At 65.6% G+C, this 24,506-nt stretch carries 20 protein-coding genes and 1 pseudogene; 9 read left to right on the plus strand and 12 right to left on the minus strand.

The genetic code is table 11. The annotated features are described in order from the left end of the window. Window positions 1–12: 12 nt before the first annotated feature. Both recG and BM031_RS19335 read left to right on the plus strand, forming a co-directional pair. Complete coding sequence (gene recG / locus BM031_RS19330; RefSeq protein WP_091876190.1) at window positions 13–2,076, plus strand: ATP-dependent DNA helicase RecG; 2,064 nt, start codon at window positions 13–15, stop codon at window positions 2,074–2,076. A gap of 187 nt (window positions 2,077–2,263) precedes the next feature. Further along, window positions 2,264–3,025 (plus strand): hypothetical protein, encoded by a 762-nt coding sequence (locus BM031_RS19335; RefSeq protein WP_091876191.1) that lies wholly within the window; start codon window positions 2,264–2,266, stop codon window positions 3,023–3,025. Between the two features lie 38 nt (window positions 3,026–3,063). Here the strand turns inward: BM031_RS19335 and BM031_RS19340 are convergent, their stop codons facing one another. From BM031_RS19340 to BM031_RS19365, 6 genes are all read right to left on the minus strand, one after another. After that, the gene (locus BM031_RS19340) at window positions 3,064–3,441 is read right to left on the minus strand and encodes a glyoxalase superfamily protein (RefSeq protein WP_091876192.1); all 378 of its coding nucleotides are present in this window, start codon (window positions 3,439–3,441) and stop codon (window positions 3,064–3,066) included. Further along, window positions 3,434–3,772 carry a hypothetical protein gene (locus tag BM031_RS19345; protein WP_143084646.1) on the minus strand — a complete coding sequence of 113 codons (339 nt, stop codon included), beginning with the start codon at window positions 3,770–3,772 and terminating at the stop codon, window positions 3,434–3,436. Before BM031_RS19345 ends, BM031_RS19340 begins: the two co-directional genes overlap by 8 nt. Before the next feature lie 83 nt (window positions 3,773–3,855). Next, a complete protein-coding gene (locus BM031_RS19350) occupies window positions 3,856–4,839 on the minus strand; it encodes a Gfo/Idh/MocA family protein (protein ID WP_091876194.1) in 984 nt (327 codons plus the stop codon). Window positions 4,840–4,850: 11 nt separating this feature from the next. Continuing rightward, window positions 4,851–5,654: a DUF3025 domain-containing protein gene (locus BM031_RS19355; protein ID WP_091876195.1), complete on the minus strand. Its 804-nt coding sequence runs from the start codon at window positions 5,652–5,654 to the stop codon at window positions 4,851–4,853. A gap of 7 nt (window positions 5,655–5,661) precedes the next feature. After that, window positions 5,662–6,711 (minus strand): dihydroorotase, encoded by a 1,050-nt coding sequence (gene pyrC / locus BM031_RS19360; protein ID WP_091876196.1) that lies wholly within the window; start codon window positions 6,709–6,711, stop codon window positions 5,662–5,664. Window positions 6,712–6,799: 88 nt separating this feature from the next. Further along, window positions 6,800–7,525 (minus strand): amino acid ABC transporter ATP-binding protein, encoded by a 726-nt coding sequence (locus BM031_RS19365; protein ID WP_091876197.1) that lies wholly within the window; start codon window positions 7,523–7,525, stop codon window positions 6,800–6,802. A gap of 233 nt (window positions 7,526–7,758) precedes the next feature. On the opposite strand from BM031_RS19365, the gene BM031_RS19370 reads away from it, so the two are divergent. The 3 genes from BM031_RS19370 (at window position 7,759) to BM031_RS19380 (ending at window position 11,474) form a co-directional block, all read left to right on the plus strand. Beyond that, complete coding sequence (locus BM031_RS19370; RefSeq protein WP_091876198.1) at window positions 7,759–9,021, plus strand: dicarboxylate/amino acid:cation symporter; 1,263 nt, start codon at window positions 7,759–7,761, stop codon at window positions 9,019–9,021. A 75-nt stretch (window positions 9,022–9,096) separates the two neighbouring features. Then, window positions 9,097–10,380, plus strand: coding sequence for a metal-dependent hydrolase family protein (locus BM031_RS19375; RefSeq protein WP_091876199.1), 1,284 nt, complete (start codon window positions 9,097–9,099; stop codon window positions 10,378–10,380). Continuing rightward, on the plus strand, window positions 10,380–11,474 hold the full coding sequence (locus BM031_RS19380; RefSeq protein WP_229409046.1) for a type II asparaginase: 1,095 nt from the start codon (window positions 10,380–10,382) through the stop codon (window positions 11,472–11,474). The genes BM031_RS19375 and BM031_RS19380 overlap by 1 nt, the downstream gene beginning before the upstream one ends. A gap of 208 nt (window positions 11,475–11,682) precedes the next feature. Here BM031_RS19380 and BM031_RS19385 read toward each other — a convergent pair whose 3' ends face one another. Beyond that, window positions 11,683–13,530 (minus strand): ABCB family ABC transporter ATP-binding protein/permease, encoded by a 1,848-nt coding sequence (locus BM031_RS19385; RefSeq protein ID WP_091876200.1) that lies wholly within the window; start codon window positions 13,528–13,530, stop codon window positions 11,683–11,685. Between the two features lie 62 nt (window positions 13,531–13,592). On the opposite strand from BM031_RS19385, the gene BM031_RS19390 reads away from it, so the two are divergent. Both BM031_RS19390 and BM031_RS19395 read left to right on the plus strand, forming a co-directional pair. After that, the gene (locus BM031_RS19390; protein ID WP_091876201.1) at window positions 13,593–14,033 is read left to right on the plus strand and encodes an acyl-CoA thioesterase; all 441 of its coding nucleotides are present in this window, start codon (window positions 13,593–13,595) and stop codon (window positions 14,031–14,033) included. A gap of 4 nt (window positions 14,034–14,037) precedes the next feature. Beyond that, on the plus strand, window positions 14,038–15,618 hold the full coding sequence (locus tag BM031_RS19395; protein WP_091876202.1) for an alkaline phosphatase D family protein: 1,581 nt from the start codon (window positions 14,038–14,040) through the stop codon (window positions 15,616–15,618). Between the two features lie 63 nt (window positions 15,619–15,681). Here the strand turns inward: BM031_RS19395 and BM031_RS19400 are convergent, their stop codons facing one another. The 5 genes from BM031_RS19400 to BM031_RS19420 form a co-directional block, all read right to left on the minus strand. After that, window positions 15,682–15,906 (minus strand): hypothetical protein, encoded by a 225-nt coding sequence (locus BM031_RS19400; RefSeq protein ID WP_091876203.1) that lies wholly within the window; start codon window positions 15,904–15,906, stop codon window positions 15,682–15,684. Next, the gene (locus BM031_RS19405; protein ID WP_091876204.1) at window positions 15,903–17,585 is read right to left on the minus strand and encodes a long-chain-fatty-acid--CoA ligase; all 1,683 of its coding nucleotides are present in this window, start codon (window positions 17,583–17,585) and stop codon (window positions 15,903–15,905) included. Before BM031_RS19405 ends, BM031_RS19400 begins: the two co-directional genes overlap by 4 nt. Before the next feature lie 135 nt (window positions 17,586–17,720). Continuing rightward, entirely contained in the window at window positions 17,721–19,415 is a 1,695-nt protein-coding gene (locus tag BM031_RS19410; protein ID WP_091876205.1) for a long-chain-fatty-acid--CoA ligase, read from the minus strand. 152 nt (window positions 19,416–19,567) lie between these two features. Further along, complete coding sequence (locus BM031_RS19415; RefSeq protein ID WP_091876206.1) at window positions 19,568–20,668, minus strand: aminopeptidase; 1,101 nt, start codon at window positions 20,666–20,668, stop codon at window positions 19,568–19,570. A 25-nt stretch (window positions 20,669–20,693) separates the two neighbouring features. Beyond that, window positions 20,694–22,796, minus strand: a complete 2,103-nt coding sequence (locus tag BM031_RS19420; protein WP_091876207.1) for a molybdopterin-containing oxidoreductase family protein — start codon at window positions 22,794–22,796, stop codon at window positions 20,694–20,696. A gap of 149 nt (window positions 22,797–22,945) precedes the next feature. Here BM031_RS19420 and BM031_RS19425 point away from each other — a divergent pair, with 149 nt between their 5' ends. Together BM031_RS19425 and BM031_RS19430 are read left to right on the plus strand one after the other, a co-directional pair. Further along, window positions 22,946–24,139, plus strand: coding sequence for a M20 aminoacylase family protein (locus tag BM031_RS19425; protein WP_091876208.1), 1,194 nt, complete (start codon window positions 22,946–22,948; stop codon window positions 24,137–24,139). A gap of 117 nt (window positions 24,140–24,256) precedes the next feature. Then, a pseudogene (locus BM031_RS19430) lies at window positions 24,257–24,506 on the plus strand (IS110 family transposase); the annotation flags it as partial.

Genomic DNA, 24,506 nt, shown 5'->3' on the forward strand with positions numbered 1-24,506 from the left:
AAATGCCGCAATATGCCCGCCACCAAGACCACATCCGCACCTAAAACCATCGAATCCAAGCTCGCCCGGCTGGGCCTGCGCACCGACATGGACCTGGTGCTGCACCTGCCGATGCGCTACGAGGACGAGACCAAAGTGGTCTCGATCCGCGACGCCTGCCTGCGCGGCCTGCAAACCTGGCAGGTCGAAGGCGTGGTGGTGAAAAACGAGATCACCTACAAGCCGCGGCGCCAGCTGCTGGTGCAGATTGCCGACGAGTCCGGCGAACTGCAGCTGCGCTTCATGAACTACTACGGCAGCCAGGTCAAGCAGATGGCCGAAGGCGTGCGCATCCGAGCGCGGGGCGAGCTCAAACACGGCTTCTTCGGCGCCGAGATGGTCCACCCGGCCTATAAAGTCATCAACGAAGGCGCGCCGCTGCCCACCGCGCTCACCCCGGTCTACCCGTCGGGCGAGGGCCTGTCGCAAACCATCCTGCGGCGCGCCGTCACCGACGCCATGAAGCGCATCGACTGGCGCGACACCCTGCCCAACGCTTTCCTGTCGCGCCTGCAGCTGTGGGACTTCGAACCGTCGGTGCGCCTGCTGCACTACCCGCCGGCGGACGTCGACGAATACGCGCTCACCGAGCGCAGCCACCCGGCCTGGACCCGCATGAAGTTCGACGAGCTGCTGGCGCAGCAGTTGTCGCTCAAGCGCGCCCAGCGTGCCCGCCGCGAAAAAGGTGCGCCCCAGCTGCGCGCGGTCGGCGCGTTGTCCGACGCCTTCCTGGGCGCCCTGCCCTTCGCCCTCACCGGCGCCCAACAGCGCGTGGTGAAGGAGATCCGCGCCGACCTGGTCGAAGGCTTCCCGATGCAGCGCCTGCTGCAGGGCGACGTCGGCAGCGGCAAGACCGTGGTGTCGGCGCTGGCCGCCGCCCAGGCCATCGACTCCGGCTACCAGGCCGCGCTGATGGCGCCTACCGAGATCCTGGCCGAGCAGCACTTCCGCAAGATCGCTGCGTGGATGGAGCCGCTCGGCGTGCGGGTTGCGTGGCTGACGGGCAGCCTGAAAAAGAAGGACAAGGACGCGGCCAAGGAAGTGATCGAGTCGGGCGAAGCGCACCTGGTGATCGGCACCCACGCCCTGATCCAGGACACGGTGCAGTTCGCGAAACTGGGCCTGGTGATCGTCGACGAGCAGCACCGCTTCGGCGTCGGCCAGCGCCTCACCCTGCGCAACAAGGGCAGCGACGGCCTGGTGCCGCACCAGCTCATGATGTCGGCCACGCCGATCCCGCGCACCCTGGCCATGACCTACTACGCCGACCTGGAAGTATCGGTCATCGACGAACTGCCCCCGGGGCGCAGCCCCATCGTCACGCGCGCCATCGACCAGAACCGGCGCGACGAAGTGATCGAGCGGGTGCACGCCGCCGCGCAGGAAGGCCGCCAGGTCTACTGGGTCTGCCCGCTGATCGAGGAATCCGAAGTGCTGCAGCTGCAGACCGCCACCGAAACCTTCGAGACCCTGGCCGAGGCCCTGCCCGACCTGGTGGTGGGCCTGGTGCACGGCCGCATGAAGCCGCTGGAAAAGCAGGCGATCATGGACGCCTTCACGGCCGGCGACGTGCACGTGCTGGTGGCGACCACCGTGATCGAAGTCGGCGTCGACGTGCCGAACGCCTCGCTGATGGTGATCGAGCATGCCGAACGCTTCGGCCTGTCGCAGCTGCACCAGCTGCGCGGCCGCGTCGGCCGGGGCTCGGCTGCGAGCGTGTGCTTACTTCTTTACCAGAGCCCACTAGGCCAGGTCGCCAAGCAGCGCCTGCTGACCATGCGCGAAACCACCGACGGCTTCGAGATCGCCCGGCGCGACCTGGAAATCCGCGGCCCCGGCGAATTCCTCGGCGCCCGCCAGTCCGGCGAAGCCATGCTGCGCTTCGCCGACCTGGAAGCGGACCAGTGGATCGTCGACAAGGCCAGGGAGGTCGCCCAGTACCTGCTCGACAACAGCGAGCGTCCCGAATACATGGCGATCATCGACGCCCACCTGACCCGCTGGCTGGGCGGGCGCGAAGAGTTCCTGAGGGTGTAGCGTTTGCATTCCTGCCGTCCCGCGCAACGGCCACGAACTCCAGCACCGTCGTACCGGCGAAGGCCGGTACCCAATTCCGTCGCACACCCACCCCGCATCCCCCACCCGTGACAATCCGATAGACATTCAGGCCACAGAACAGGATATCGTACCCCCAGCCCCTCCCTCCACCCGCCCACGACACGCCATGCCCATCCTCGGACTCGGTCTCCACCTGATCGTTGCCATCTTCTTCGCCATCCACGCTGTGCGCACCGGACGGCCGCTGTACTGGCTCCTGATCCTCTTTTCCTTCCCCCTGCTCGGCAGCCTGGTGTACTTCGGCGTGGTGTTCCTGCCCCACTCGCGCATCGAGCGCCAGGCACGCCAGGCCGGACGCGCCATCCAGAAGACCCTGGACCCGGGCCGCGATGTGCGCGACGCCCGCCAGCTGTTCGACCTGACACCCACCGCCCACAACCGGATGCGCCTGGCCGCCGCCCTGCTCGAGGCAGGCCAGGCCGCCGAAGCGGTGGCGCAGTACGACGCCTGCCTGCAAGGCCCGTTCGCCGGCGACGCCGAAGTCATCCTCGGCGCCGCCCGCGCACGGGCCGCGAACGGCGAGCACGCGGCGGCAGTCGCCCTGCTGGCGCCGCTGCAATCGAAGCAGCCAGCCTACCGCCCGCAGGAAGTCGGCCTGGCGCTGGGCCGCGCCTGTGCCGCGCTGGGACGGCCGGACGAAGCGGCTGCCCAGTTCTCGATGGTGGTGGAACGCTTCGGCAGTATCGAGGCGCGGGTGGAGCTGGCATTGTGGGCGCTCGCCCACCGCAACGAGGCGGCGGCGCAGCGCGAGCTGGCGGAAATCGCCCACGCGCGGCGGCACATGGCCAAGCACACGCTGGACTTGCATCATGAATTGTTCCGGCGGCTGGATGCCGCCTCAAACGCGCGCCCAGGATCCCAGACGTAGGATGGTCGGCTCTGCCGACCACCCTACCAGTCAGCAAATCAAGTACTGATCGCGCTCGTAAACGTCAGCCGGTTCCCGAACGGATCCTTGATCGACATGTCGCGCGAACCCCATGGGGTGTCCTCGATGCCGGGCCGCGAGTAGCCGTACTGCTTGGCCGTGAGCTCCGCATGGTAGGCATCGATGTCGTCCACTTCGATGCGCATGGCTGCGCCGGGGCAGCAGTCGCCGTGGTGCTCGCTCAGGTGCAGCACGCAGCCGTCGCGCGACACCTGGAGGTAGAGCGGAAGATCGGGTTCGAAGCGGTGTTCCCAGTCGACCCGGAAGCCCAGGAAGTCCACATAGAATTCGCGGGCCTTCGCTTCATCGAAGCTGCGCAGGATGGGGGTGACGGTGCGCAGCTCCACCTTATTCATCCTTCGTCAGTTCGACCCCATCCACCGTCATCTTCCACTGCTTGCCTTCGCGGTGCGGCGGCTGGCTGACCACGAAGGTGGAACGCACGATGCCATAGCCGACGTCGAAGTTATTCCCGCTGAAACCCAGCAGGTCGATGCTGAGGTCGAGATTCTTGCCCGGCTGCTTGCGCTTGTATTTGACCTTGCCTTCCTTGGACAGCGCCAGGTGCATGTCCTTGCCGCTCCAGCTGCCGACATAGGCCATCTTGTCGGCCGGGACCGGATCAGCCCAGGCAGCGGCGCTGAACAGCAGGCCGCCAGCAAGAAGGAGGGGACGAAGACTATGCATATGGGCTCCATGGGAATCGGGTTGATCGGCGCAAGCCCAGTATTCGCACACTGCCCGCCAAAGTCAACCCGGCCTGCATGCCTTTAGCGGTCGCTGTCGTAAGCCAGGCCGACCTGGCGCCGGATTTCATCCATCACGCCCATCAGCGCCAGCGTATCCGACAGCTTCATCGCCGGGCTCTCGGTGAGGCCGGCCAGGAAGCAGCGCTGCGCTTCCATCACTTCGTGCACGTAGCCGTTGCCAAGGTAAGGGGTTTCGATGGTCTGCGTGCTGCCGTCCGCGAGCGCCAGCGTCACGCTGGTCGCGCGGTGGAACATGGTGTTCATGCGCACGTGGCCAAGCGTGCCGGACACCGTCAGCTCGCATGGCGAGCGCGCCAGGAAGGAGCAGCTGCACACAGACATGCCGCCGTCCGCATGCTTGAGGGTGAAGGCGGTCTGCACATCGACGCCGGTCTCGCCCATGATGGCCTGGGCCCGGATATCGGTCACGGGGCCCAGCAGCGCCGCGGCGAGCGAGAGCGGATAGATCCCCAGGTCGAGCAGCGCGCCGCCGCCCAGCGCCGCATTAAAGATGCGGTGTTCCGGGCCGAAGGGCGGGGTGACGCCGAAGTCGGCCACCACCTGGCGCACCTGCCCAATCTGGCCGGAGGCGATGATGCGCTGGACTTCGGCGAAGGCCGGCAGGTAGCGCGTCCACATCGCTTCCATCAGGAACAGGCGGCGCGTGCGCGCCAGGGTCACCACCTGCTCGGCTTCGCGCAGGTTCATCGTGAAGGCTTTCTCGACCAGCACGCCCTTGCCGGCGCGCAGCGCCATCAGGGCGTTGCCGACATGCTCGGTATGCGGCGTGGCGACGTAGACCAGGTCGATATCGGCCGCGTCGGCCAGGGCCTGGTAGGAGCTGAAGGCGAGGCCGCCGAAGTCCCGGGCGAAGGCTTGCGCCTTGTCCAGGCTGCGCGAGGCGACCGCCGCCAGCACGGCGCCCGGCACGTCGGCCAGCGCGCTTGCGAAGGCACGGGCGATCTTGCCCGTGCCGAGGATTCCCCAGCGTACTGCGTTGGCCATCGGCCTTCCTTTCAGTGTGATGCCTGGTGCTGCCGTTTGGGACGGAAGACCGTCGCATCGAGGTAGAAGTCCTGGTCCTGCCCCGGCCACCAGCCGGGAACGCCCAGCACCGGCAGCGGCGTGAAGCCGGAGGTGTGCAGGCCTTCGCCCGCCAGCTGGACCGCCACATGGCGATCCAGCCAGGCCTGCTGCGCCTCGGGCGCCAGCAGGAAGTAATCATCGCCTACGAAGATGACACGCGTATGCGCGGTGATCGCCTTGCGTGGCGCGACCAGCTTTTCCATCAGCGCGTGGCCGAACAGCCAGACTTGCGCGTCAGGGCCGAACATGGCGCGCTTGTCGAACAGCGCGGCGAGCCAGCAGTGCCCGCGCAACTCGTCCACCAGCGCGCGCCCGGCGCTGTTGGCGCGCACCACCAGCAGCGCGGCGTTCTCGTCGAAGATGGTGGCGGCGTCGCGCGCCGGCCCGCGCGACTTGCCGATGCCGGCCTGCGCGATCTGCGCCGCCTGCAGAGCGTTCAATTGGCGCTTGATGAGCGGGAAGCTCTGCCACACCAGGCCATTGAAGAAGTCGTGCAGGTTGTCGCGGGTCGGGACCTGGCCGGTGGCGCCGATGAATTCTTCGTAGGCCGTCCCTTCCGGCAGGGCCGCCTGCGGCACGAAGCGTAGCGGCAGGCCCTCGTGGTTGCACAAGCCAAGGGCCAGCGCGCTGCGGTTGAACGCCGCGATAAAATCGGGGCCGCCCAGCGCCAGCCGCGCGAACGCCGGCCGCACCGAGTCGTACCACGGGTGCGACCAGTCGATCTGCGGCAGCATGCCCGGCTTAGACCATCTTCCAGTTGATGGTCTCGCCGGCGTTGAGCGGCACCAGCTGGTGCTCGCCGAACGGGAGGGTTTCCGGCAGGGTCCAGCTTTCGCGCTTGAGCGTGATGGTTCCCTCGTTGACCGGCAGGTCGTAGAAGGCCGGGCCGTTCAGGCTGGCGAAGGCTTCCAGCTTGTCGAGCGCGCCGGCCTGGGCGAAGGCTTCGGTGTACATCTCCATTGCGTGCAGCGCGGTGTAGCAGCCGGCGCAGCCGCAGGCGGCGTACTTGGTGTGCACGGCGTGCGGCGCCGAATCGGTGCCCAGGAAGAAGCGTTCGTCGCCGCTGGTGGCGGCGGTGACCAGCGCCAGGCGGTGTTCTTCGCGCTTGAGCACCGGCAGGCAGTAATAGTGCGGGCGGATGCCGCCCTTGAAGATCTCGTTGCGGTTGTAGAGCAGGTGGTGGGCCGTGATGGTGGCCGCGATCGGGCCTTCGGCTTCGGCCACGTACTGGGCCGCTTCCTTGGTGGTGATGTGTTCGAAGACCACCTTCAAGACCGGCATGGCGCTGCGCAGCGGGCGCATGACGCGTTCGATGAACACGGCTTCGCGGTCGAACAGGTCGATGTCGCCGTCGGTCACTTCGCCGTGCAGCAGCAGCGGCATGCCGACTTCCTGCATCACCTCCAGCACCTTGTAGCAGTTGCGCAGGTCGGTCACGCCGGCGTCGGAATTGGTGGTGGCGCCGGCCGGGTAGAGTTTCACGGCGTGGATGAAGCCCGAATCCATGGCGCGCCGGATCTCGTCCGGATCGGTGTTATTGGTCAGGTAGAGCGTCATCAGCGGCTCGAACGACATGCCCTGCGGGAGAGCGGCCAGGATGCGCTCGCGGTAGGCGGCGGCGGCTGCGGTCGTGGTGACCGGGGGTTTGAGGTTGGGCATCACGATCGCCCGCGCGAACTGGCGCGCGGTGTGCGGCAGGACGTCGGCCAGCGCCGCGCCGTCGCGCAGGTGCAGGTGCCAGTCGTCGGGGCGGGTGATGGTGATGCTGTCGGGGGTCTCGATGGGGGACATGGCGGCTCTCGGATTGCGGATGCCGACATTTTACCCGCAGCGCCGCCCGGGCAGCGCGCCTCGGGCGGTTCCGCGGCGACTGGATTGTCTAATGAATAATACGAGCCAGGAATTCGCGCGCCCGCTCCGAGCGCGGGGCGCCGAAGAACTCGTCCTTGGGGCTGTCCTCGACGATGCTGCCGTGGTCCATGAAGACGATGCGATCGGCCACCTTGCGCGCAAAACCCATCTCGTGGGTGACCACCATCATGGTCATGCCTTCCTGGGCCAGTCCCACCATTACATCCAGCACCTCGCCGATCATTTCGGGGTCGAGCGCGGACGTCGGTTCGTCGAACAGCATGGCCATCGGGTCCATCGCCAGCGCGCGGGCGATTGCCACGCGCTGCTGCTGGCCGCCCGACAGCTGGCTCGGGAACTTGTCCTTGTGCGCCAGCAGGCCGACCCGGTCGAGCACCTTCAGGCCACGCTCGAGCGCCTCGTCCTTGCCGCGGCCGAGCACCTTGACCTGGGCCAGCGTCAGGTTTTCGCGTACCGACAGGTGCGGGAACAGCTCGAAGTTCTGGAACACCATGCCGATGCGGGCGCGCAGCTGCGGCAATTTGGTCTTCGGGTCGCCCACCGAGATACCGTCGACCCGCACCACGCCTTGCTGGAAGGGTTCGAGCCCGTTGACGGTCTTGATCAGGGTCGACTTGCCCGAGCCGGAGGGCCCGCACACCACCACGACGTCGCCGCGCGCCACCTGCGTGCTACATTCGCGCAGCACCTGGAAGGCGCCGTACCATTTGCTGACATTCTCGATTTCGATCATCTGGTGCCTGTATGTGCGCCTATTTACAAGGCTTATTGCGTGGGCTGTTGTGTCTGTGTAAGCATGCTTGACAGCATTTCCAGCGCCTAGGATACTGCGGAACTTGCCATAATCTACAGAACGAACTGGCCGTTCGCCTTCACAACGCCAGGTATTTTGCCCCAATAATTCCACCAGCGACAGCGCAACCCCTTGTCGCCGGCTTTGCACAGGTCCACGAGACAGGAAGCTTTATGAATAATCGAAACCGCCTGACCACTTATATCCTGATCGGCCTCGCCCTCGGGATCGTCGTCGGCTACTTCGCGAACGCCAATCTCGCGGACCCGACCGGCTTCGCCGACGCCATGGCGCTCGTCACGACCCTGTTCCTCCGCCTGATCAAGATGATCATCGCGCCGCTGGTGTTCTCGACCCTGGTGGTGGGCATTGCCAAGATGGGCGACGCCAAGGAAGTCGGCCGCATCGGCGTCAAGGCGCTGGGCTGGTTCGTGATTGCCTCGATCATCTCGCTGTCGCTCGGCCTGGTCCTGGTGAACCTGTTCCGTCCGGGCGACGCGATGGCCCTGTCGGGCGCGCTGCCGCCGGTCGGCACCTCGAGCGGCATCGTCACCACCGGCCTGACGCTCAAGGAATTCATCACCCACCTGGTGCCGTCCTCGATCGTCGACGGCATGGCCAGGAACGAAATCCTGCAGATCGTCGTGTTCTCGATCTTCTTCGGCACCGCGGCAGCAGCCGTGGGCGCGCGCGCCACCCCGCTGATCGACGCGGTCGACGGCATCGCGCACATCATGCTCAAGCTGACCGGCTACGTGATGAACTTCGCGCCGATCGCCGTGTTCGCAGCCGTCGCCGGCATCATCGCCAAGAGCGGCCTGGGCGTGCTGTCGACCTACGGCATCTTCATGGCCGAGTTCTACCTCGGCATCGTGCTGCTGTGGGTGGTGCTGATCCTGATCGGGATGGCCTTCCTCGGCCCGCGCGTGCTGCGCCTGATCTCCGAACTGAAGGAACCGACCCTGCTGGCCTTCTCCTGCGCCTCGTCGGAAGCGGCGTTCCCGAAAACCCTGGAAGGCCTGGAGCGCTTCGGCGTCAAGAACCGCCTGGCCGCCTTCGTGCTGCCGATCGGTTACTCGTTCAACCTCGACGGCTCGATGATGTACTGCACCTTCGCGGCCGTGTTCATCGCACAGGCCTATGGCATCGAGCTGGACATCTCCACCCAGCTGACCATGATGCTGGTGCTGATGCTGACCTCCAAGGGCATGGCCGGCGTGCCGCGCGCCTCGCTGGTGGTGATCGCCGCCACCCTGGCCCAGTTCAACATCCCGGAAGCGGGCCTGCTGCTCCTGCTGGGCATCGACCACTTCCTCGACATGGCCCGCTCGGCCACCAACGTCATCGGCAACGGCATCGCCACCGCGGTGGTCGCCAAGTGGGAGGGCGAGCTCGGGGAGCCGGTGAAGGATGTCACCGTGGCGCCGCTGCGCTGACGCCAGCAGATTGAAAACCGAAGGCCTTCCAGCGATGGAAGGCCTTTTTCACAATAACGATAACAGGAGACAGACATGAAACAGCTGTATGCAGCGGGACTGATGCTTGCCATGACCGGCGCCCACGCCGCCACCCAGACCGTCGACTGCGGCCGCCTGCTGGACGTGAAAAGCGGCGCCTGGCGCGAGCGCGTCAGCATCGTCGTCGAGAACGGCGTCGTGAAATCGGTGGGCCCGATGACGCAGGCGCCCGGCAACATCGACCTGTCGCGCCACGCCTGCCTGCCCGGCCTGATCGACATGCACGTGCACCTGACCGGCGAAACCCAGCCGGTGGTGGACTCCTACCGCGACCGCCTCACCGCCGATACCTCCGACCTGGCCTACCGCTCCATCAAGTACGCCCAGCGCACCCTGCTGGCCGGCTTCACCACGGTGCGCGACCTCGGCGCCCAGGATGGCCTGAACGTGTCCCTGAAGCGCGCCATTGCCGCAGGCGACGTGCCGGGCCCGCGCATGTACACCGCCGGGAAATCGATCGCCACCACCGGCGGGCACGCCGACCCGACCAATAACCTGTCGCATTTCCTGGGCGAGAAAATCGGCACGCCGGGGCCGGAGCAAGGCGTCATCGACAGCCCCGAACAGGGCCGCCAGGCCGTGCGCGCACGCTACAAGGAAGGCGCGGACCTGATCAAGATCACCGCCACCGGCGGCGTGCTGAGCCAGGCCGCCAACGGCCACAACTCGCAGTACACCGAGGACGAACTGAAAGCCATCGTCGACACCGCCAAGGACTACGGCTTCCGCGTCGCGGCCCACGCCCACGGCGCCGAAGGCATGAAGCGCGCGCTGCGCGCCGGCGTCGACTCGATCGAGCACGGCACCCTGATGGACGACGAGACCATCGCCCTGTTCAAGAAGACCGGCCACTGGTACGTGCCGACCATCTCGGCCGGCCGCTACGTGGCCGACAAGGCCAAGATCGACGGCTACTACTCGGCGCTGGTGCAGCCGAAAGCGGCCGCCATCGGCCCGCAGCTGCAGGCTACCTTCGCGCGCGCCCACAAGGCCGGGGTGAAGATCGCCTTCGGCACCGACGCCGGCGTGTTCCCGCACGGCGAAAACGCCAAGGAGTTCGGCTACATGGTGGAAGCGGGCATGTCGCCGGTGGAAGCGATCCGCGCGGCCACCGTGCATGCGGCGAACCTGCTCGACCAGTCGAAACGCCTCGGATCGGTGGAAGCGGGCTTCGCTGCCGACATCATCGCCGTCGAAGGCGACCCGCTGCGCGACGTGAAGCTGCTCGAGCAGGTGAAGTTCGTGATGAAAGAAGGCGTCGTCTACAAGAAGCCGTAATGTTTTACCCAATGGAGAAGACCATGCTGTTCCAGAAATCCAAGCACACGTTGTTCGTATTCCTGTTCGCGCTCGCGGGCGCGGTGCAGGCGCAGGCAGTGAAACTGCCGAACGTGACCATCCTGGCCACCGGCGGCACCATCGCCGGCACCGGCGCCACCAGCACCACCACCGTCGGCTACACCGCCGCCACGGTGGGCGTGCAGGCGCTGATCCAGGCCGTGCCTGAAATTACCAAGGTGGCCAACGTCAGTGGCGAACAGGTGTTCCAGATCGCCAGCGAAAACATGAGCAACGAGCACTGGCTGACCCTCGCCAAGCGCGTCAACGTGCTGCTGTCCCAGCCCAATGTCGACGGCATCGTGATCACCCACGGCACCGACACGCTGGAAGAAACCGCCTACTTCCTGAACCTGGTCGTCAAGAGCAGGAAGCCGGTGGTGGTGGTGGGCTCGATGCGCCCGTCCACGGCGCTGTCGGCCGACGGCCCGATCAACCTGTACAACGCGGTGCAGCTGGCCGGCAGCCAGGCGGCCGTCGGCCGCGGCGTGCTGGTGGCGATGAACGACCAGATCCACGCCGCGCGCGACGTCACCAAGTCCAACACGACCACCGCTGACACCTTCCGCACGGCGGAGCTGGGCATGGTCGGCTACCTCCAGGGCGGCAAGCCCTTCTTCTACCGCGACGTGACGCGCAAGCATACGGTGGAGACCGAATTCGACGTATCGAAGCTGGACGTGCTGCCGCAGGTGGACGTGGCGTATGCGTATGCGAACGTGGGCGATGTCGCGGTGAAGGCGCTGGTGGCGGCCGGCGCCAAGGGGCTGGTGCACGCGGGCGTGGGCAATGGCAGCCTGCCTGCCAAGACCAAGCCGGCACTGGTGGCAGCGCGTGAGAAGGGTGTTGTCATCGTACGCTCGGCGCGCGTCGGCCAGGGCATCGTGGCGCGCAATGGCGAGGCGAATGACGACCAGCTGGATTTTGTCGTGTCGGATACACTGAGCCCGCAGAAGGCACGGATCTTGTTGATGCTGGCGTTGACCAAGACCAGCGATACGAAGGACATCCAGCGGATGTTTTATACCTACTGATCCACCGAAGTCATTGTCCCCAGAACCGTCCTCCCGGCGCAGGCCGGGACCCAATTCCGTAGCGCAGTGTTAACGCAGGCTGTACCGGCACGCACGCAACTTGGGTACCGGCCTTCGCCGGTAGTCGTAGGCGCCAGTGGCGCGTACGACGGTTTTTAGCGTAGCGGTGATAGCGAAGTCACGGATTGCGCCCCGACCGCAGTGGCCACTACTTCGCCAACTCCAGCGGCGGCGACGCCAGCTCCTCATCCGGCCGCGCCAGCTGTCTTTCCCACATCTGCTGGTACAAGCCCCGCGCCGCAAGCAGTGACTGGTGCGTTCCCCGCTCCACGATCCGCCCATGATCCAGCACGATGATCTGCTGCGCATCCGCGATCGTCGACAGCCGGTGCGCAATGACCAGGGTGGTGCGGTCCTTGGCGATCTCCTTCAGCTGCGCCTGGATCACCTGTTCGGCTTTCGAATCCAGCGCCGATGTCGCCTCGTCGAAAATCAGGATCGCCGGGTCTTTCAATAAGGTGCGCGCAATCGCCACCCGCTGCTTCTCGCCCCCGGACAGCTTCAGCCCGCGCTCCCCCACCATGGTCTTGTACCCATCCGGCAGGCTCTCGATGAAATCGTGGATCGACGCCGCCCTTGCCGCCGCCATGATGTCCTCGTGCGAGGCCCCTGGCTTGCCGTAGGCGATGTTGTATTCGATGCTGTCGTTGAACAGCACCGTATCCTGCGGCACGATGCCGATCGCGGCGCGCAGCGACTGCTGGGTGATGTGGCGCAGGTCCTGGCCGTCGATGCGGATGCCGCCGCCGTTCACGTCGTAGAAGCGGAACAGCAGCCGCGACAAGGTCGACTTGCCCGAACCGCTATGCCCCACCACCGCCGTCGTGGTCCCGGCCGGAATCGTGAAGTCGACATCGAACAGGATCTGGCGCTTGGTCTCGTAGCTGAATTCCACGTGCGAGAACTCGACCTGGGCGCCATGCGTGACCAAAGGCTGCGCGCCCGCGCTGTCGGCCACTTCGCGGTTCTGGTCGAGCAGCGAGAACAGGCGTTCCATGTCGGCCAGGCTCTGCTTGATCTCGCGGTAGATCACGCCCAAAAAATTCAGCGGGATGTACAGCTGGATCATGAAGGAGTTGACCAGCACCAGGTCGCCCAGGGTCATGGTGCCGGCGATCACGCCTTCGGTGGCGCGCCACAGGATCAGCGTGACGGCGGTAGCGATGATCAGCGACTGGCCGGTGTTGAGGAAGGACAGCGAGGTCTGCGAGCGCACGGCCGCGTTCTCGTAGCTCTGCAGGCCCTGGTCGTAGCGCCTGGCTTCGTAGTCTTCGTTGCCGAAGTATTTCACCGTCTCGTAGTTGATGAGCGAATCGATGGCCTTGGTATTGGCCTTGGAATCGAGGTCGTTCATGGTGCGGCGGAAGTGGGTGCGCCACTCGGTCACGATGACCGTGAAGGCGATATAGCTCGCCAGCGCCACCGCCGTGATGATGGTGAACCAGATGTCGTAGTTGAGCACCAGGTAGCCCAGCACCAGGGTGATCTCGACCAGGGTCGGGAGCACGTTGAAGAGCGAATACGAGATCAGCGAATTCACGCCGCGCGTGCCGCGTTCGATATCGCGCGTCATGCCGCCGGTTTGCCGGTTCAGGTGGAAGCGCAGCGACAGCGCATGCAGGTGGCGGAACACTTTCAGCGCGATGGTGCGCACCGCGCGCTGGGTCACGCGCGCGAACAGGAACTCGCGCAGCTCGGTGAACAGCGTGGTGGACAGGCGCAGCAGGCCGTAGGCGACCAGCGCGCCGAGCGGCAGCACCAGCAGCGCCTTGGGATTGGCCGGGTCGATGGCCAGCTGGTCGATGAGCTGCTTGAGCACCAGCGGCACGCCGACGTTGGCCATCTTGGCGCCGATCAGCGCGCCGAGGGCGGCCAGTACGCGCCACTTGTAGACCCACAGGTAGGGGAACAGGGTGCGCAGCGTCGCCCAGTCGTTGCGGGGCACGCCCTTGGAATCGGGCGGCAGGGGAACAGAGCTGGCGGGAGTGCGTCGCATGGCAGGGCTTCGGGATTTATGGTTCAATTCGTGACGATTGTAGCTTTTACCGGAAAAACAAGATGACCACGCCACAAAACACCCCGTCCGTCACCCACACGCGTCTGCCAGAAGGCAAGATGCCGGAACTGCGCGTGATGCCTGCGCCGTCCGACGCCAACGTGTACGGCGACGTGTTCGGCGGCTGGATCATGGCACAGGTCGACGTCGCCGGTTCGCTGCCGGCCACCCGCCGCGCGAACGGCCGCGTAGCCACCATCGCCGTCAATTCCTTCGTCTTCAAGCAGCCGGTCTTCGTGGGCGACCTGCTGTCCTTCTACGCCAACATCGTCAAGGTCGGCAATACCTCGATCACCGTGTGCGTCGAAGTCTACGCCGAGCGCAACCGCCTGCAGGCCGATGTCGTGAAAGTCACCGAAGCCCAGCTGACCTACGTCGCCACCGGCCCGGACCGCAAGCCGCGCCAGCTGCCGCCACTGGATTCGCTGATCTCCCAAGGCTAGCCGCATGCTGCCCCCGCGCCGGCTGTTCCTGCTCGATGCGGCGCGGCTGTCGGCCGCCTTGTCGAGCGTCTCGCTGGCGGCCTGCGCGTCCTCGTCCAGGGGCCCCTACCCGTTCAGCCTCGGCGTCGCCTCGGGTTCGCCCTTGCCCGATTCGGTCATCCTGTGGACGCGCATCCTGAGCGACCCGCTCAAGGCCGAATCCACGCCGCCGGTCGCGATGAGCGTGCGCTGGGAAGTCGCCAGCGACGAAGCCTTCCGCAACATCGTCGCGAAAGGCGCGGCGCCGGCCGTACCGGAGCTGGCCCACAGCGTCCACGTGGACGTGAAGGGCCTGGCGCCCGGCCGCTGGTACTGGTACCGTTTCATGCTGGGCGACGCCGCCAGCCCCGTCGGCCGCACGCGCACGGCGCCGGCGCGCGACGAGATGCCGGGCCAGCTGAAACTGGCGGTCGCCTCCTGCCAGCACTGGGAGTTCGGCAGCTACGCCGCGCACCTCCACATCGCCAACGCCGCACCCGACCTGGTCGCCTTCCTCGGCGACTACATCTACGAGTGGGGCCCCTACCAGCTGCGCCACCCGGCGCGCGCGGTGCGCACCGATGAATCGTTCACGCTGCTTGATTACCGCAAGCGCTACGCCCAGTACAAGAGCGACCCCGACCTGCAGGCGGCGCACCACGCGGCGCCCTGGATCGTGACCTGGGACGACCACGAGGTGGGCAACGACTACAGCGGCCTGCGCGACGAACGCCTGGCCGCCGATTTCGCCACGCGCCGCGCCGCGGCCTACCAGGCCTTCTATGAACACATGCCGCTGCGCCTGCCCTCCGTGCGGCGCGACGGCTTCGCCTCGGTCCCGCTGTTCCAGCGCTACGACTGGGGACGGCTGGCGCGCTTCCACGTGCTCGACGACCGCCAGTACCGCTCGCCCCAGGCCTGCGCCAAATCAAGCACGCGCGGCGGCTCCAATGCGGTGTTCGCGCGCGCCTGCGAAGCGCTGCGCGATCCGCGCCGTACCATGCTGGGAGGGGAGCAGGAAGCATGGCTGGAGGCAGGCCTGGCCACCTCGCGCGCGACCTGGAACATCCTGGCGCAGCAGACACTGATGGCGCAGTCGAGCAGCGTGCCGATCATCAAGCCCGACGACGGGCGCTTCTGGACCGATGGCTGGGATGGGTATCCGGCGGCGCGCAAGCGGCTGCTGGACAGCATCGTGCGGCAGGGGGCGCACAACCCGCTGGTGCTGGGCGGGGACGTGCACGGCTTTTATACCACCTCGCTGCGGCCGGATTTTTCACGGCCGGTATCGAAGCAGAATCCGGTGGTGGCGACGGAGTTCGTGGGGACGTCGGTGACATCAAGCTCACGCTCGCAGGAGAAAACGCTGGAGCATGTGGGGAAGAATCCGCACATGCTGTATGGGCGCAGCGACAAGCGGGGGTATATGTTGCTGGAGATCCGGCCAAAGGAGGTGCTGACGCACTGCATGGGGCTGGAGGATGTGCACAGCGCGAAGTCGGGGATAGCGGAGGTGGCGGCGTTTCGGGTGCGCGAGGGGGTCGCTGGCGCGGAGCGGTTGGGTTGACGCGGGGCGGCCAACTTGGGTTCCCGCCTGCGCGGGAACCCAAGTTGCACAAACGCCGTTAGCTTACATCTTGATCCCAAAGCGCCGCATCGCAACCCGCTGCACCGTCCCCACGCACAGCGCCAGCACGATAATCCGCAGCCACGGCGTCTCGCCGGCGCCTGGCGCATACCCGGCCTGCGCCAGGAGCGCCAACAGCACCTCGGCGATCCCCAGCCCGATGAACACACCGACCGCGGATGCCAGCGCCATCAGCCCCAAGTCACGGGCCTTGGTGGACGTCTTCATGCCGACGCCTTCTCGTCGCGCAGCTCGCGCCGCAGGATCTTGCCGACATTCGTCTTCGGCAGCGTCTCGCGGAACTCGACGTACTTGGGCCGCTTGTAGCCCGTGAACTGCTCCTTGCAGTAGGCGATCACGTCCTCGCTGGTCAGGGAAGCATCCTTCTTCACGATATACAGCTTCACCGCCTCGCCCGAGTTCTTGTCCGGCACGCCCACGCAGGCCACTTCCAGCACGCCCGGCATGGCCGCGACCACGCCTTCGATCTCGTTCGGGTACACATTGAAGCCCGACACCAGGATCATGTCCTTCTTGCGGTCGACGATGCGGGTATAGCCCTCTTCGTTCATGATGCCGATGTCGCCGGTCTTGAAGAAGCCGTCCGGGGTCATGACCTTGGCGGTTTCGTCGTCGCGCTGCCAGTAGCCGGCCATCACCTGCGGGCCGCGCACGGCGATCTCGCCGGCGGTGCCGAACGGGCACTCGTTGCCGGCGTCGTCCAGGATGCGCAGTTCGGTCGATGGCAGCGGCAGGCCGATGGTGCCGGTGAACCCGGTAATGTCGCAGCGGTTGGCCGCCACCACGGGCGAGGTCTCGGACAAGCCGTAGCCTTCCACGATCGGGGTGCCGGTGATCGCCAGCCACTTGTCGGCCACGGCTTTTTGCACGGCCATGCCGCCGCCAGGGCACACCATATAGCCCGAGAAATCGAGCTTGGCGAATTCGGGGTTGTTCACCAGGCCGTTGTACAGCGTGTTCACGGCCGGGAAGATGTTGATGCGGTAGTCCTTCAGTTCCTTGATGAAGCCGGCGATGTCGCGCGGGTTCGGGATCAGCAGGTTCATACCGCCCACGCGCAGGCCCAGCAGCGCGCACACGGTCAGCGCATAGATGTGGTACAGCGGCAGCGCGCACACGAACTGCGCCTGCTCGCCCGGTTTGATCTTACCGAGCGTCGGCGCGAACCAGGCTTCGTTCTGCAGCACGTTGGCGATCACATGCTTGTGCAGCAGGACCGCGCCTTTCGACACCCCCGTGGTGCCGCCGGTGTACTGCAGGAAGGCGACGTCGTCGTGACCGATGGTGACCGGCTTGAGCGTGGCGCTGGCGCTGTCGGCCAGCATGCGCTTGAAGCCGATCGCGCCCGGCAGCGAATAGGCCGGCACCATCTTCTTCATCTTGCGCACCACCAGGTTGACGATGGTGCCCTTCAGGCCACCGAGCAGGTCGCCCATGGTGGCCACCACCACGTGCTCGACCGCCGTGTTACCGATCACCTGTTCCAGCGTGTGCGCGAAATTCTCCAGCACCACGATGGCTTCGGCGCCCGAATCCTTGAGCTGGTGCTGCAGCTCGCGCGGCGTGTAGAGCGGGTTGACGTTGACGATCACGTAGCCGGCGCGCAGCACGGCGGCCATCGCCACCGGGTACTGCAGCACGTTCGGCAGCATGATGGCCACGCGCGCGCCGGGCTTCAGGCCGCGGCCCTGCAGCCAGGCCGCCATGCGGTTCGACAGGCGATCCAGTTCGGCGAAAGTGAGGGACTTGCCCATGCACGCATAGGCCTTGCGGTCGGCGTACTTGCGGAACGCCTCCTCCAGCAGGTGCGTCAGGGAACGGTACTGGGTCGGGTCGATCTCCGCAGGTACGCCTTCCTCATACGACTTGAGCCAAAACTTGTCCATCCGTGCCTCACCTTCTGTTATCTGAACTGTTGTGCCGCGCACCGCAAAGGGGCGCACGGCCTGCATAAAATGCGAAGCCGCCCGGGACACGGGCGGCTTCTGCCAGCCGGCGCAAGGCGCCGGCCGCTGTGCTACCTAGTGCGCCGCGGTTTCCGGCTGCTTCTCGTCCCTCAGCGCGCGCCGCAGGATCTTGCCGACGTTGGTCTTCGGCAGCTCGTCGCGGAACTCGATGTACTTCGGTTTCTTGTAGCCGGTGAACTGCTGCTTGCAGTAGTCCATCAGCTGCTCGGCGCTCAGGTTCGGGTCTTTCTTGACCACGAAGACCTTCACCGCTTCGCCGGAATGCTCGTCCGGCACGCCGATGACCGCGCATTCGAGCACGCCCGGGTGGCCGGCGATCACGCCTTCGAGTTCGTTCGGGTAGACGTTGAAACCCGAGACCAGGATCATGTCCTTCTTGCGGTCGACGATCTTGACGTAGCCGTTTTCGTCCATGATGCCGACGTCGCCCGACTTGAAGAAGCCGTCCGGCGTCATGACCTTGGCCGTTTCGTCCGGACGGTTCCAGTAGCCCGCCATGACCTGCGGGCCGCGGATGGCGATCTCGCCGATTTCGCCGATGGCCATCGGTTTACCTTCATCGTCCAGGATCGCGATATCCGTAGACGGGATCGGCAGGCCGATGGTGCCGGTGAATTCCTTGACGTCGGCGCGGTTGCAGGTGGCCACCGGGGACGTCTCCGACAGGCCGTAGCCTTCGATGATGCTGGTGCCGGTGACCTGCTTCCACTTGTCGTTGACGGCCTTCTGCACCGCCATGCCGCCGCCGTTGGCGATCTTCAGGCCCGAGAAATCGACGCTGCCGATATCCGGGTGGTTGACCAGCGCGTTGTACAGCGTGTTCACCGCCGGCAGCATGTTGATCTTGTACTTGCCCAGCTCCTTGATGAAGCCCGGGATGTCGCGCGGGTTCACGATCAGGATGTTCAGCGCGCCGGTGCGCATGCCCCACATGGCGCAGGCCGTCAGCGCGAAGATGTGGTACAGCGGCAGTGCGCACACGATCACGGTCTGCTCGCTGCTGCTCGCTTCGCCCATCGCCGGCTTGGACCAGGCTTCGGTCTGCAGCACGTTGGCGATCACGTTGCGGTGGGTGAGCGTGGCGCCTTTCGACACGCCGGTGGTGCCGCCGGTGTACTGCAGGAAGGCGACGTCCGAGGAGGTGGGCTCCACCTTCGAGAACGGCATCTTCGCGCCCTGCGCCAGGGTTTCCTTGAAGCGCACCATGTTCGGCAGCGAGTATTCCGGCACCATCTTCTTGACGTTGCGGACCACGAAATTGACCAGCATGCCCTTGGCGCCGCCCAGCATCTCGCCCATGCTCGCCACCACCACGTGCTTGAGCGGGGTCTTGCCCATCACCTGCTGCACGGTGTGCGCGAAGTTCTCGAGCACGATGATCGCTTCGCTGCCCGAGTCCTTAATCTGGTGCTCCAGCTCGCGCGGGGTGTACAGCGGGTTCACGTTGACCACCGTGAAGCCGGCGCGCAGCACGGCCGCGATCGCGACCGGATACTGCAGCACGTTTGGCATCATGATCGCCACGCGCGCGCCGCGCTCCATGCCGCGGCTCTGCAGCCAGGCGGCCAGCTTCTTCGAGTACGCGTCGAGCTCGCCGTAGGTCAGGAACTTGTCCATGCAGACGTAGGCGTTGCGGGCGGCGTACTTGCTGAAGGATTCTTCCAGCATGTGCACCAGCGATGGGTACTGGTCCGGATTGATCTCTCCCGGTACGTTCGGTGGGTACGACTTCAGCCAATTTTTTTCCATCGGATGCCCTCTGTCTCGAAATAGTTATCGTTGTGGTCCGAGCGGCCGCGGCGGGACGAAGGTCTATGCCTTCTGCGTACCCACGCGAAGCTTGCGCCTTTGCTATCGCCTGATGTGATGCTATCGGGCAGCGACCATGCGCGCAAGCTCTTTTAGGGCTTTTGGAACCCGTCCTCTATCTTGCCCGCACCCATGGTGCGTTGCACCACCAGCGGGGCCGTCGGCGCGGGAGCGGCCAGGCTCCTGAGCACGCGATGGCGCTCCGACTTGTCCAGCTTGGCCAGCTGGTTGACCGACTTGTAGAAGGCGGGCCAGGACCGCTCCTTGCGCAGCAGCGCGCGGAAGGCGGGCACGAAGTCGTTGTAGGTGGCGATCGAGGCCAGGTGGGCGTTCGACAGCGGCTCGGCGAAGAAGCGGTCGTAGCCGGCATAGCCGCCCCAGTTCGCCTTCAGCACCTGGTAGTCGTCCTTCAGCGCCAGGAACAGGCGCGCCTTGGTCGCGCGCTTGTCTTCCTTGCCCAGGCCGCTCGCATAGGTCTTTTCCAGTTCGCCGCGGTAGCGCACCAGCAGCGCCATGAAGTCCTTCTTGCGCACGCTGTAGCGCTCGAACGCGTCCACCATCATCGGGTTGCCGAAGCGCTCCAGCCAGCCTTCGACCCCGGCCGCTTCCACCGCGCTGGCGAAGGACTCGTTGAACTTCGAGTCGCCCGGCACGTACACCACCTGGTGCGCCAGTTCGTGGAAGATCAGGCGCGCCAGCTCAGCGTCCGGGTAGTTGATGAAGGTGGAGATCAGCGGGTCGCTGAACCAGCCCAGCGTGGAATAGGCGCTCACGCCGCCCACTTCGACGTCGTGGCCCTGGCGGCGCAGTTCCTTCGCATAGGCCTGGGCTTCGCCCTTGCTGTAGTAGCCGCGGTAGTTCACGCAGCCGGCCACCGGGAAGCACCACTGCATCGGTTTCAGCGACAGTTCGGGCGTGGCCACCACGTTCCACAGCACGTAGGGGCGCTGGATGTTGGTGAAGTTGGTGTAGCTGCCGTTGTCGGGGAGCTTGAGTTCCTGGATCGCGTAGCGCCGGATCTGGCGCGCAGCTTCCAGGCGGTGGCGCAGCTTGGCGTTGGTGGCGGGGTCGGCCAGCCAGTCATCGATCGGACGGGAATCCGTCAGCAGTTCGAGCTGGCCCTGGGCGGCCTGGGAGTAGTAGGAGAGGGATGAGCAGCTTGACAACATCAGGGCGGCAGCTGCGGCCGCCATGAATGGCTTGAAGGCCAGGGAAAGTCTAGAGGGTTTCATCTCGCGTTGAAGGCGCGGCTTTTTCAACCTGCACCAGGGTGTCGTAGAAGGTGGGCGCCCGGCCCATGTCGGTCAATCGCTGGCTGGTGACTTCATTGGCGTTCTTGCCGTCGCTGGCGAGTTTCTTCCACCAGATCGACAAGCCCACCACCAGCCCTTCGCGCGCCTTGTCGGTAACGCGTGCACGGGCGACGAATGAGCCGCGGTCGTTAAAAATGCGGGCCATCTCACCGTGCGCGATGCCGCGGCGGGCGGCGTCGTTGGGGTGGATGTCGAGGTGCGGCTCGCCCTCGGTTGCGCGCAAACTCTGCACGTTCACGAACGTCGAGTTCAGGAAATTGCGGGCCGGCGGCGAGATCATCGCCAGCGGATACTTGCGTGCCAGCTCCGGGTTGGAGGCGGCCGACTCATACGGCGGGATATAGGTGGGCAGCGGGTCGAGCCCGTCGCGCGCCATGCTGCTGGAATAGAATTCGCACTTGCCCGACGGGGTCGGGAAGCCGCCTTCGGCAAACGGTGCGTCCGGCATGTTCAGCTTCTGCCAGCCCTTTTGTTTCAGCGACTCCCAGTCGAAGTGGATCGCGCGCTCGTGCTTCTTGTCGAAGGCTTGCGCGGCCAGCTGGTCGTCGGTCTCGCTGAAGCAGGGGTCGTCGAAGCCCATGCGCGCGGCCAGCAGGCGGAAGAATTCGGTGTTCGGCTTGGCTTCGCCTACCGGTGCAATGGCGGCGTTATTCGCCATCATGTACAGGTGGCCGTAGGCCAGGTGGGCGTCGACGTGTTCGAGCTGGGTGGTGGCCGGCAGGACGATGTCGGCGTAGTCGGCGCTGTCGGTATAAAAATGCTCGAGCACCACCGTGAACAGGTCGTCGCGCTCGAAGCCTTGTTGTACCTTGCTTGACTCGGGCGCGATCGCCAGCGGGTTGGCGTTGTAGACGATGACCGCTTCGATCTTCGGTCCGAACTCGGGCGAGGCGTCTTGTAAAAGGTCGTCGCCGATGGTGGTCATGTTGATGGTGCGCGGGGTGCGGCCGCCCAAGAGGTCGGGGCGCTGCAGCGCCGGGCGGTTGGCCGGGAAGGAGCCCGAGGTCGACAGCTGCACGCCGCCGGCCTTGTGGCGCCAGGCGCCCACCAGCGCCGGCAGGCAGGCGATGTTGCGCACGGCCATGCCGCCCCCGCGCACGCGCTGCAGGCCATAGTTCATGCGGATCGCCACGCCTTCGCCGCGCCTTGCGGCCTGGCCGTACAGGCGCGCCAGATCGACGACTTCGGCCGCAGTGATGCCGCAGGTCTCGGCGGTGCGCTGCGGCGTCCATTCCAGGGCGCGGGCCTTCAGTTCGTCGTAACCGAGCGTGTAGCGCGCCACGTAATCCTGGTCGATCAGGTCTTCTGCAATGAGCACGTGCATCATGCCCAGCGCCAGCGCGGCGTCCGTACCGGGCAGCAGGGCAATGTGCTGGTGACACTTCTCGGCCGTCAGCGAGCGGTAGGGATCGATCGCGACCAGCGTCGCGCCGCGGCGCTTGGCTTCCTGCACGCGCATCCAGAAATGCAGGTTGGAGGCGATCGGGTTGCCGCCCCAGATGAGGATCAGTTTCGCATCCTGGAACTGTTCGATGTCGGTGCCCATCGAGGCGCCGATGGTGTACTTGTAGCCGGTGGCGCCGGCTGTGGCGCAGATGGTACGGTCCAGCAGGGAGGCGCCCAGTTTGTTAAAGAAGCGCAAAGACATCGAGTCGCCCTGCACCAGTCCCATGGTGCCGGCATAGCTGTAGGGAAGGATGGCTTCGGGGTCGCGCGCGGCGATGGCGCCCAGGCGCGTGGCGATTTCGCCAATCGCTTCGTCCCAGCCGATGCGTTCGAATTTTCCTTCGCCCTTGCGGCCGACGCGGCGCATCGGGTACAGCACGCGGTCAGGGTGGTAGGTGCGTTCCACATAGCGCGCCACCTTGGTGCAGAGCACGCCCGCGGTCGTCGGATGCTCCGGATCGCCCTTCACTTCCGTCGCCACGCCGTTGTCGACGGTGACGAGGATGGCGCAGGTATCGGGGCAATCGTGGGGACAGGCGGCGCGGACTTGTGTGACTGGCATGGGGCGTGGGAGCGGGCAGGAATGCTTCGTGAAACCAATACTTTATACGATTACCGGGCTCCCTGCGCCCCCCTCTTTCATCCATTGTTTGAGGCAGGCTACAATGATTCAAGACGTGCAATGCAAGCATGACAAATACGGAGAGACAGATGAAGCTCGTGGAACCACTCCTTGCCTTTCAACCTCAACTGCAAGAGATCCGGCGCGACCTGCATGCGCACCCGGAGCTGTGCTACGAAGAAGTGCGCACCGCCGACGTGGTGGCGGCGCGCCTCGAAGAATGGGGCATCCCCATCGTGCGCGGCCTGGGCGTGACCGGGGTTGTCGGCATCATCAAGAACGGCACCTCGAACCGCGCCATTGGCCTGCGCGCCGACATGGACGCGCTGCCGATGCAGGAAACCAATGCCTTCGCCCATGCCTCGCGCCATCCGGGCAAGATGCATGCGTGCGGCCATGACGGCCACACCGCCATGCTGCTCGGCGCCGCCCACTACCTGGCGCAGCACCGCAACTTCGACGGCACCGTCTACCTGATCTTCCAGCCGGCCGAAGAAGGCGGCGGCGGCGCGCGCCGCATGATGCAGGACGGCCTGTTCGAGCAGTTCCCGATGGAGGCGGTGTACGGGATGCACAACTGGCCGGGCATCCCTGAGGGTCACTTCGGCGTCGTGCCGGGGCCGATGATGGCCTCCAGTAACGAGTTCCGCGTGGTCGTGCGCGGCAAGGGCTGCCACGCGGCGCAACCCCACCGTGGCATCGATCCGGTGATGGTGGCGGTGCAGGTCGCGCAGGCCTGGCAGACCATCGTGTCGCGCGAAAAGAATCCGCTGGAGTCGGCGGTGCTGTCGATTACGCAAATCCATGCCGGCAGCGCGACCAACGTCATTCCCGATGAAGCCGAGCTGGTCGGGACGGTGCGCACCTTCTCGACCGCGGTGCTGGACCTGATCCAGCGCCGCATGGAAGAAATGGCCACCGGCGTGGCGGCGGCCTTCAATGCCTCGGTCGATTTTCATTTCAAGCGCAATTACCCGCCGCTGATCAACCATCCCCAGCAGACCGCTTTCGCGGTCGAGGCGATGCGGGCGGTGGTGGGGGCGCAGCGGGTGGATACGAATGTCGAGCCGACCATGGGCGCGGAAGACTTCGCGTTCATGCTGCAGGAAAAGCCGGGGTGCTATGTGTTCATCGGCAATGGCGAAGGCGCGCACCGGGCCGGCGGGCACGGGCTGGGGCCGTGCCAATTGCATAACACGAGTTATGACTTCAATGACAATTTGCTGCCGATTGGGGCGAGTTATTGGGTGCGGCTGGTGGAGATGAGTTTGCCTGCGGCGTGACGGGGACGAATCGCTTGTCGTAGACAGAATGTATTGACCTACCAACCTCAACAAGCGCGGGTTACGCTGAGGGTTGGTGAACCTTTCGGCGCAGAGCCGCAATTGAGGAGGTAGGTCATGAACGAGTTTAGCAAATATGTTGGCTTGGATGTCCATAAGGCGACGATCGCGGTGTCAATTGCGGATAGCGCTGGTGGTGAGCCTCGTTTCTATGGAGAGATCACGAACACGCCGGTCGCGATAGCGAAGCTGATGGCGCAGTTGGCCAAAGGCGGTGCAAAGCTGTCCGTGTGCTACGAGGCAGGTTGCTGCGGGTACGTGATCTATCGCCAGCTGACCAAGTTGGGTCACTTTTGCCAGGTTATTG

The sequence above is a fragment of the Massilia yuzhufengensis genome (genome assembly GCF_900112225.1).
GTDB lineage: Bacteria > Pseudomonadota > Gammaproteobacteria > Burkholderiales > Burkholderiaceae_D > Telluria > Telluria yuzhufengensis.

What these genes read in the sequence shown, in the direction of transcription:
- recG (WP_091876190.1), top strand. Translation starts at nt 13, where the DNA reads ATGCCCGCCACCAAGACCACATCCGCACCTAAAACCATCGAATCCAAG.
- BM031_RS19335 (WP_091876191.1), top strand. Translation starts at nt 2,264, where the DNA reads ATGCCCATCCTCGGACTCGGTCTCCACCTGATCGTTGCCATCTTCTTC.
- BM031_RS19340 (WP_091876192.1), bottom strand. Translation starts at nt 3,441, where the DNA reads ATGAATAAGGTGGAGCTGCGCACCGTCACCCCCATCCTGCGCAGCTTC.
- BM031_RS19345 (WP_143084646.1), bottom strand. Translation starts at nt 3,772, where the DNA reads ATGCATAGTCTTCGTCCCCTCCTTCTTGCTGGCGGCCTGCTGTTCAGC.
- BM031_RS19350 (WP_091876194.1), bottom strand. Translation starts at nt 4,839, where the DNA reads ATGGCCAACGCAGTACGCTGGGGAATCCTCGGCACGGGCAAGATCGCC.
- BM031_RS19355 (WP_091876195.1), bottom strand. Translation starts at nt 5,654, where the DNA reads ATGCTGCCGCAGATCGACTGGTCGCACCCGTGGTACGACTCGGTGCGG.
- pyrC (WP_091876196.1), bottom strand. Translation starts at nt 6,711, where the DNA reads ATGTCCCCCATCGAGACCCCCGACAGCATCACCATCACCCGCCCCGAC.
- BM031_RS19365 (WP_091876197.1), bottom strand. Translation starts at nt 7,525, where the DNA reads ATGATCGAAATCGAGAATGTCAGCAAATGGTACGGCGCCTTCCAGGTG.
- BM031_RS19370 (WP_091876198.1), top strand. Translation starts at nt 7,759, where the DNA reads ATGAATAATCGAAACCGCCTGACCACTTATATCCTGATCGGCCTCGCC.
- BM031_RS19375 (WP_091876199.1), top strand. Translation starts at nt 9,097, where the DNA reads ATGAAACAGCTGTATGCAGCGGGACTGATGCTTGCCATGACCGGCGCC.
- BM031_RS19380 (WP_229409046.1), top strand. Translation starts at nt 10,380, where the DNA reads ATGTTTTACCCAATGGAGAAGACCATGCTGTTCCAGAAATCCAAGCAC.
- BM031_RS19385 (WP_091876200.1), bottom strand. Translation starts at nt 13,530, where the DNA reads ATGCGACGCACTCCCGCCAGCTCTGTTCCCCTGCCGCCCGATTCCAAG.
- BM031_RS19390 (WP_091876201.1), top strand. Translation starts at nt 13,593, where the DNA reads ATGACCACGCCACAAAACACCCCGTCCGTCACCCACACGCGTCTGCCA.
- BM031_RS19395 (WP_091876202.1), top strand. Translation starts at nt 14,038, where the DNA reads ATGCTGCCCCCGCGCCGGCTGTTCCTGCTCGATGCGGCGCGGCTGTCG.
- BM031_RS19400 (WP_091876203.1), bottom strand. Translation starts at nt 15,906, where the DNA reads ATGAAGACGTCCACCAAGGCCCGTGACTTGGGGCTGATGGCGCTGGCA.
- BM031_RS19405 (WP_091876204.1), bottom strand. Translation starts at nt 17,585, where the DNA reads ATGGACAAGTTTTGGCTCAAGTCGTATGAGGAAGGCGTACCTGCGGAG.
- BM031_RS19410 (WP_091876205.1), bottom strand. Translation starts at nt 19,415, where the DNA reads ATGGAAAAAAATTGGCTGAAGTCGTACCCACCGAACGTACCGGGAGAG.
- BM031_RS19415 (WP_091876206.1), bottom strand. Translation starts at nt 20,668, where the DNA reads ATGGCGGCCGCAGCTGCCGCCCTGATGTTGTCAAGCTGCTCATCCCTC.
- BM031_RS19420 (WP_091876207.1), bottom strand. Translation starts at nt 22,796, where the DNA reads ATGCCAGTCACACAAGTCCGCGCCGCCTGTCCCCACGATTGCCCCGAT.
- BM031_RS19425 (WP_091876208.1), top strand. Translation starts at nt 22,946, where the DNA reads ATGAAGCTCGTGGAACCACTCCTTGCCTTTCAACCTCAACTGCAAGAG.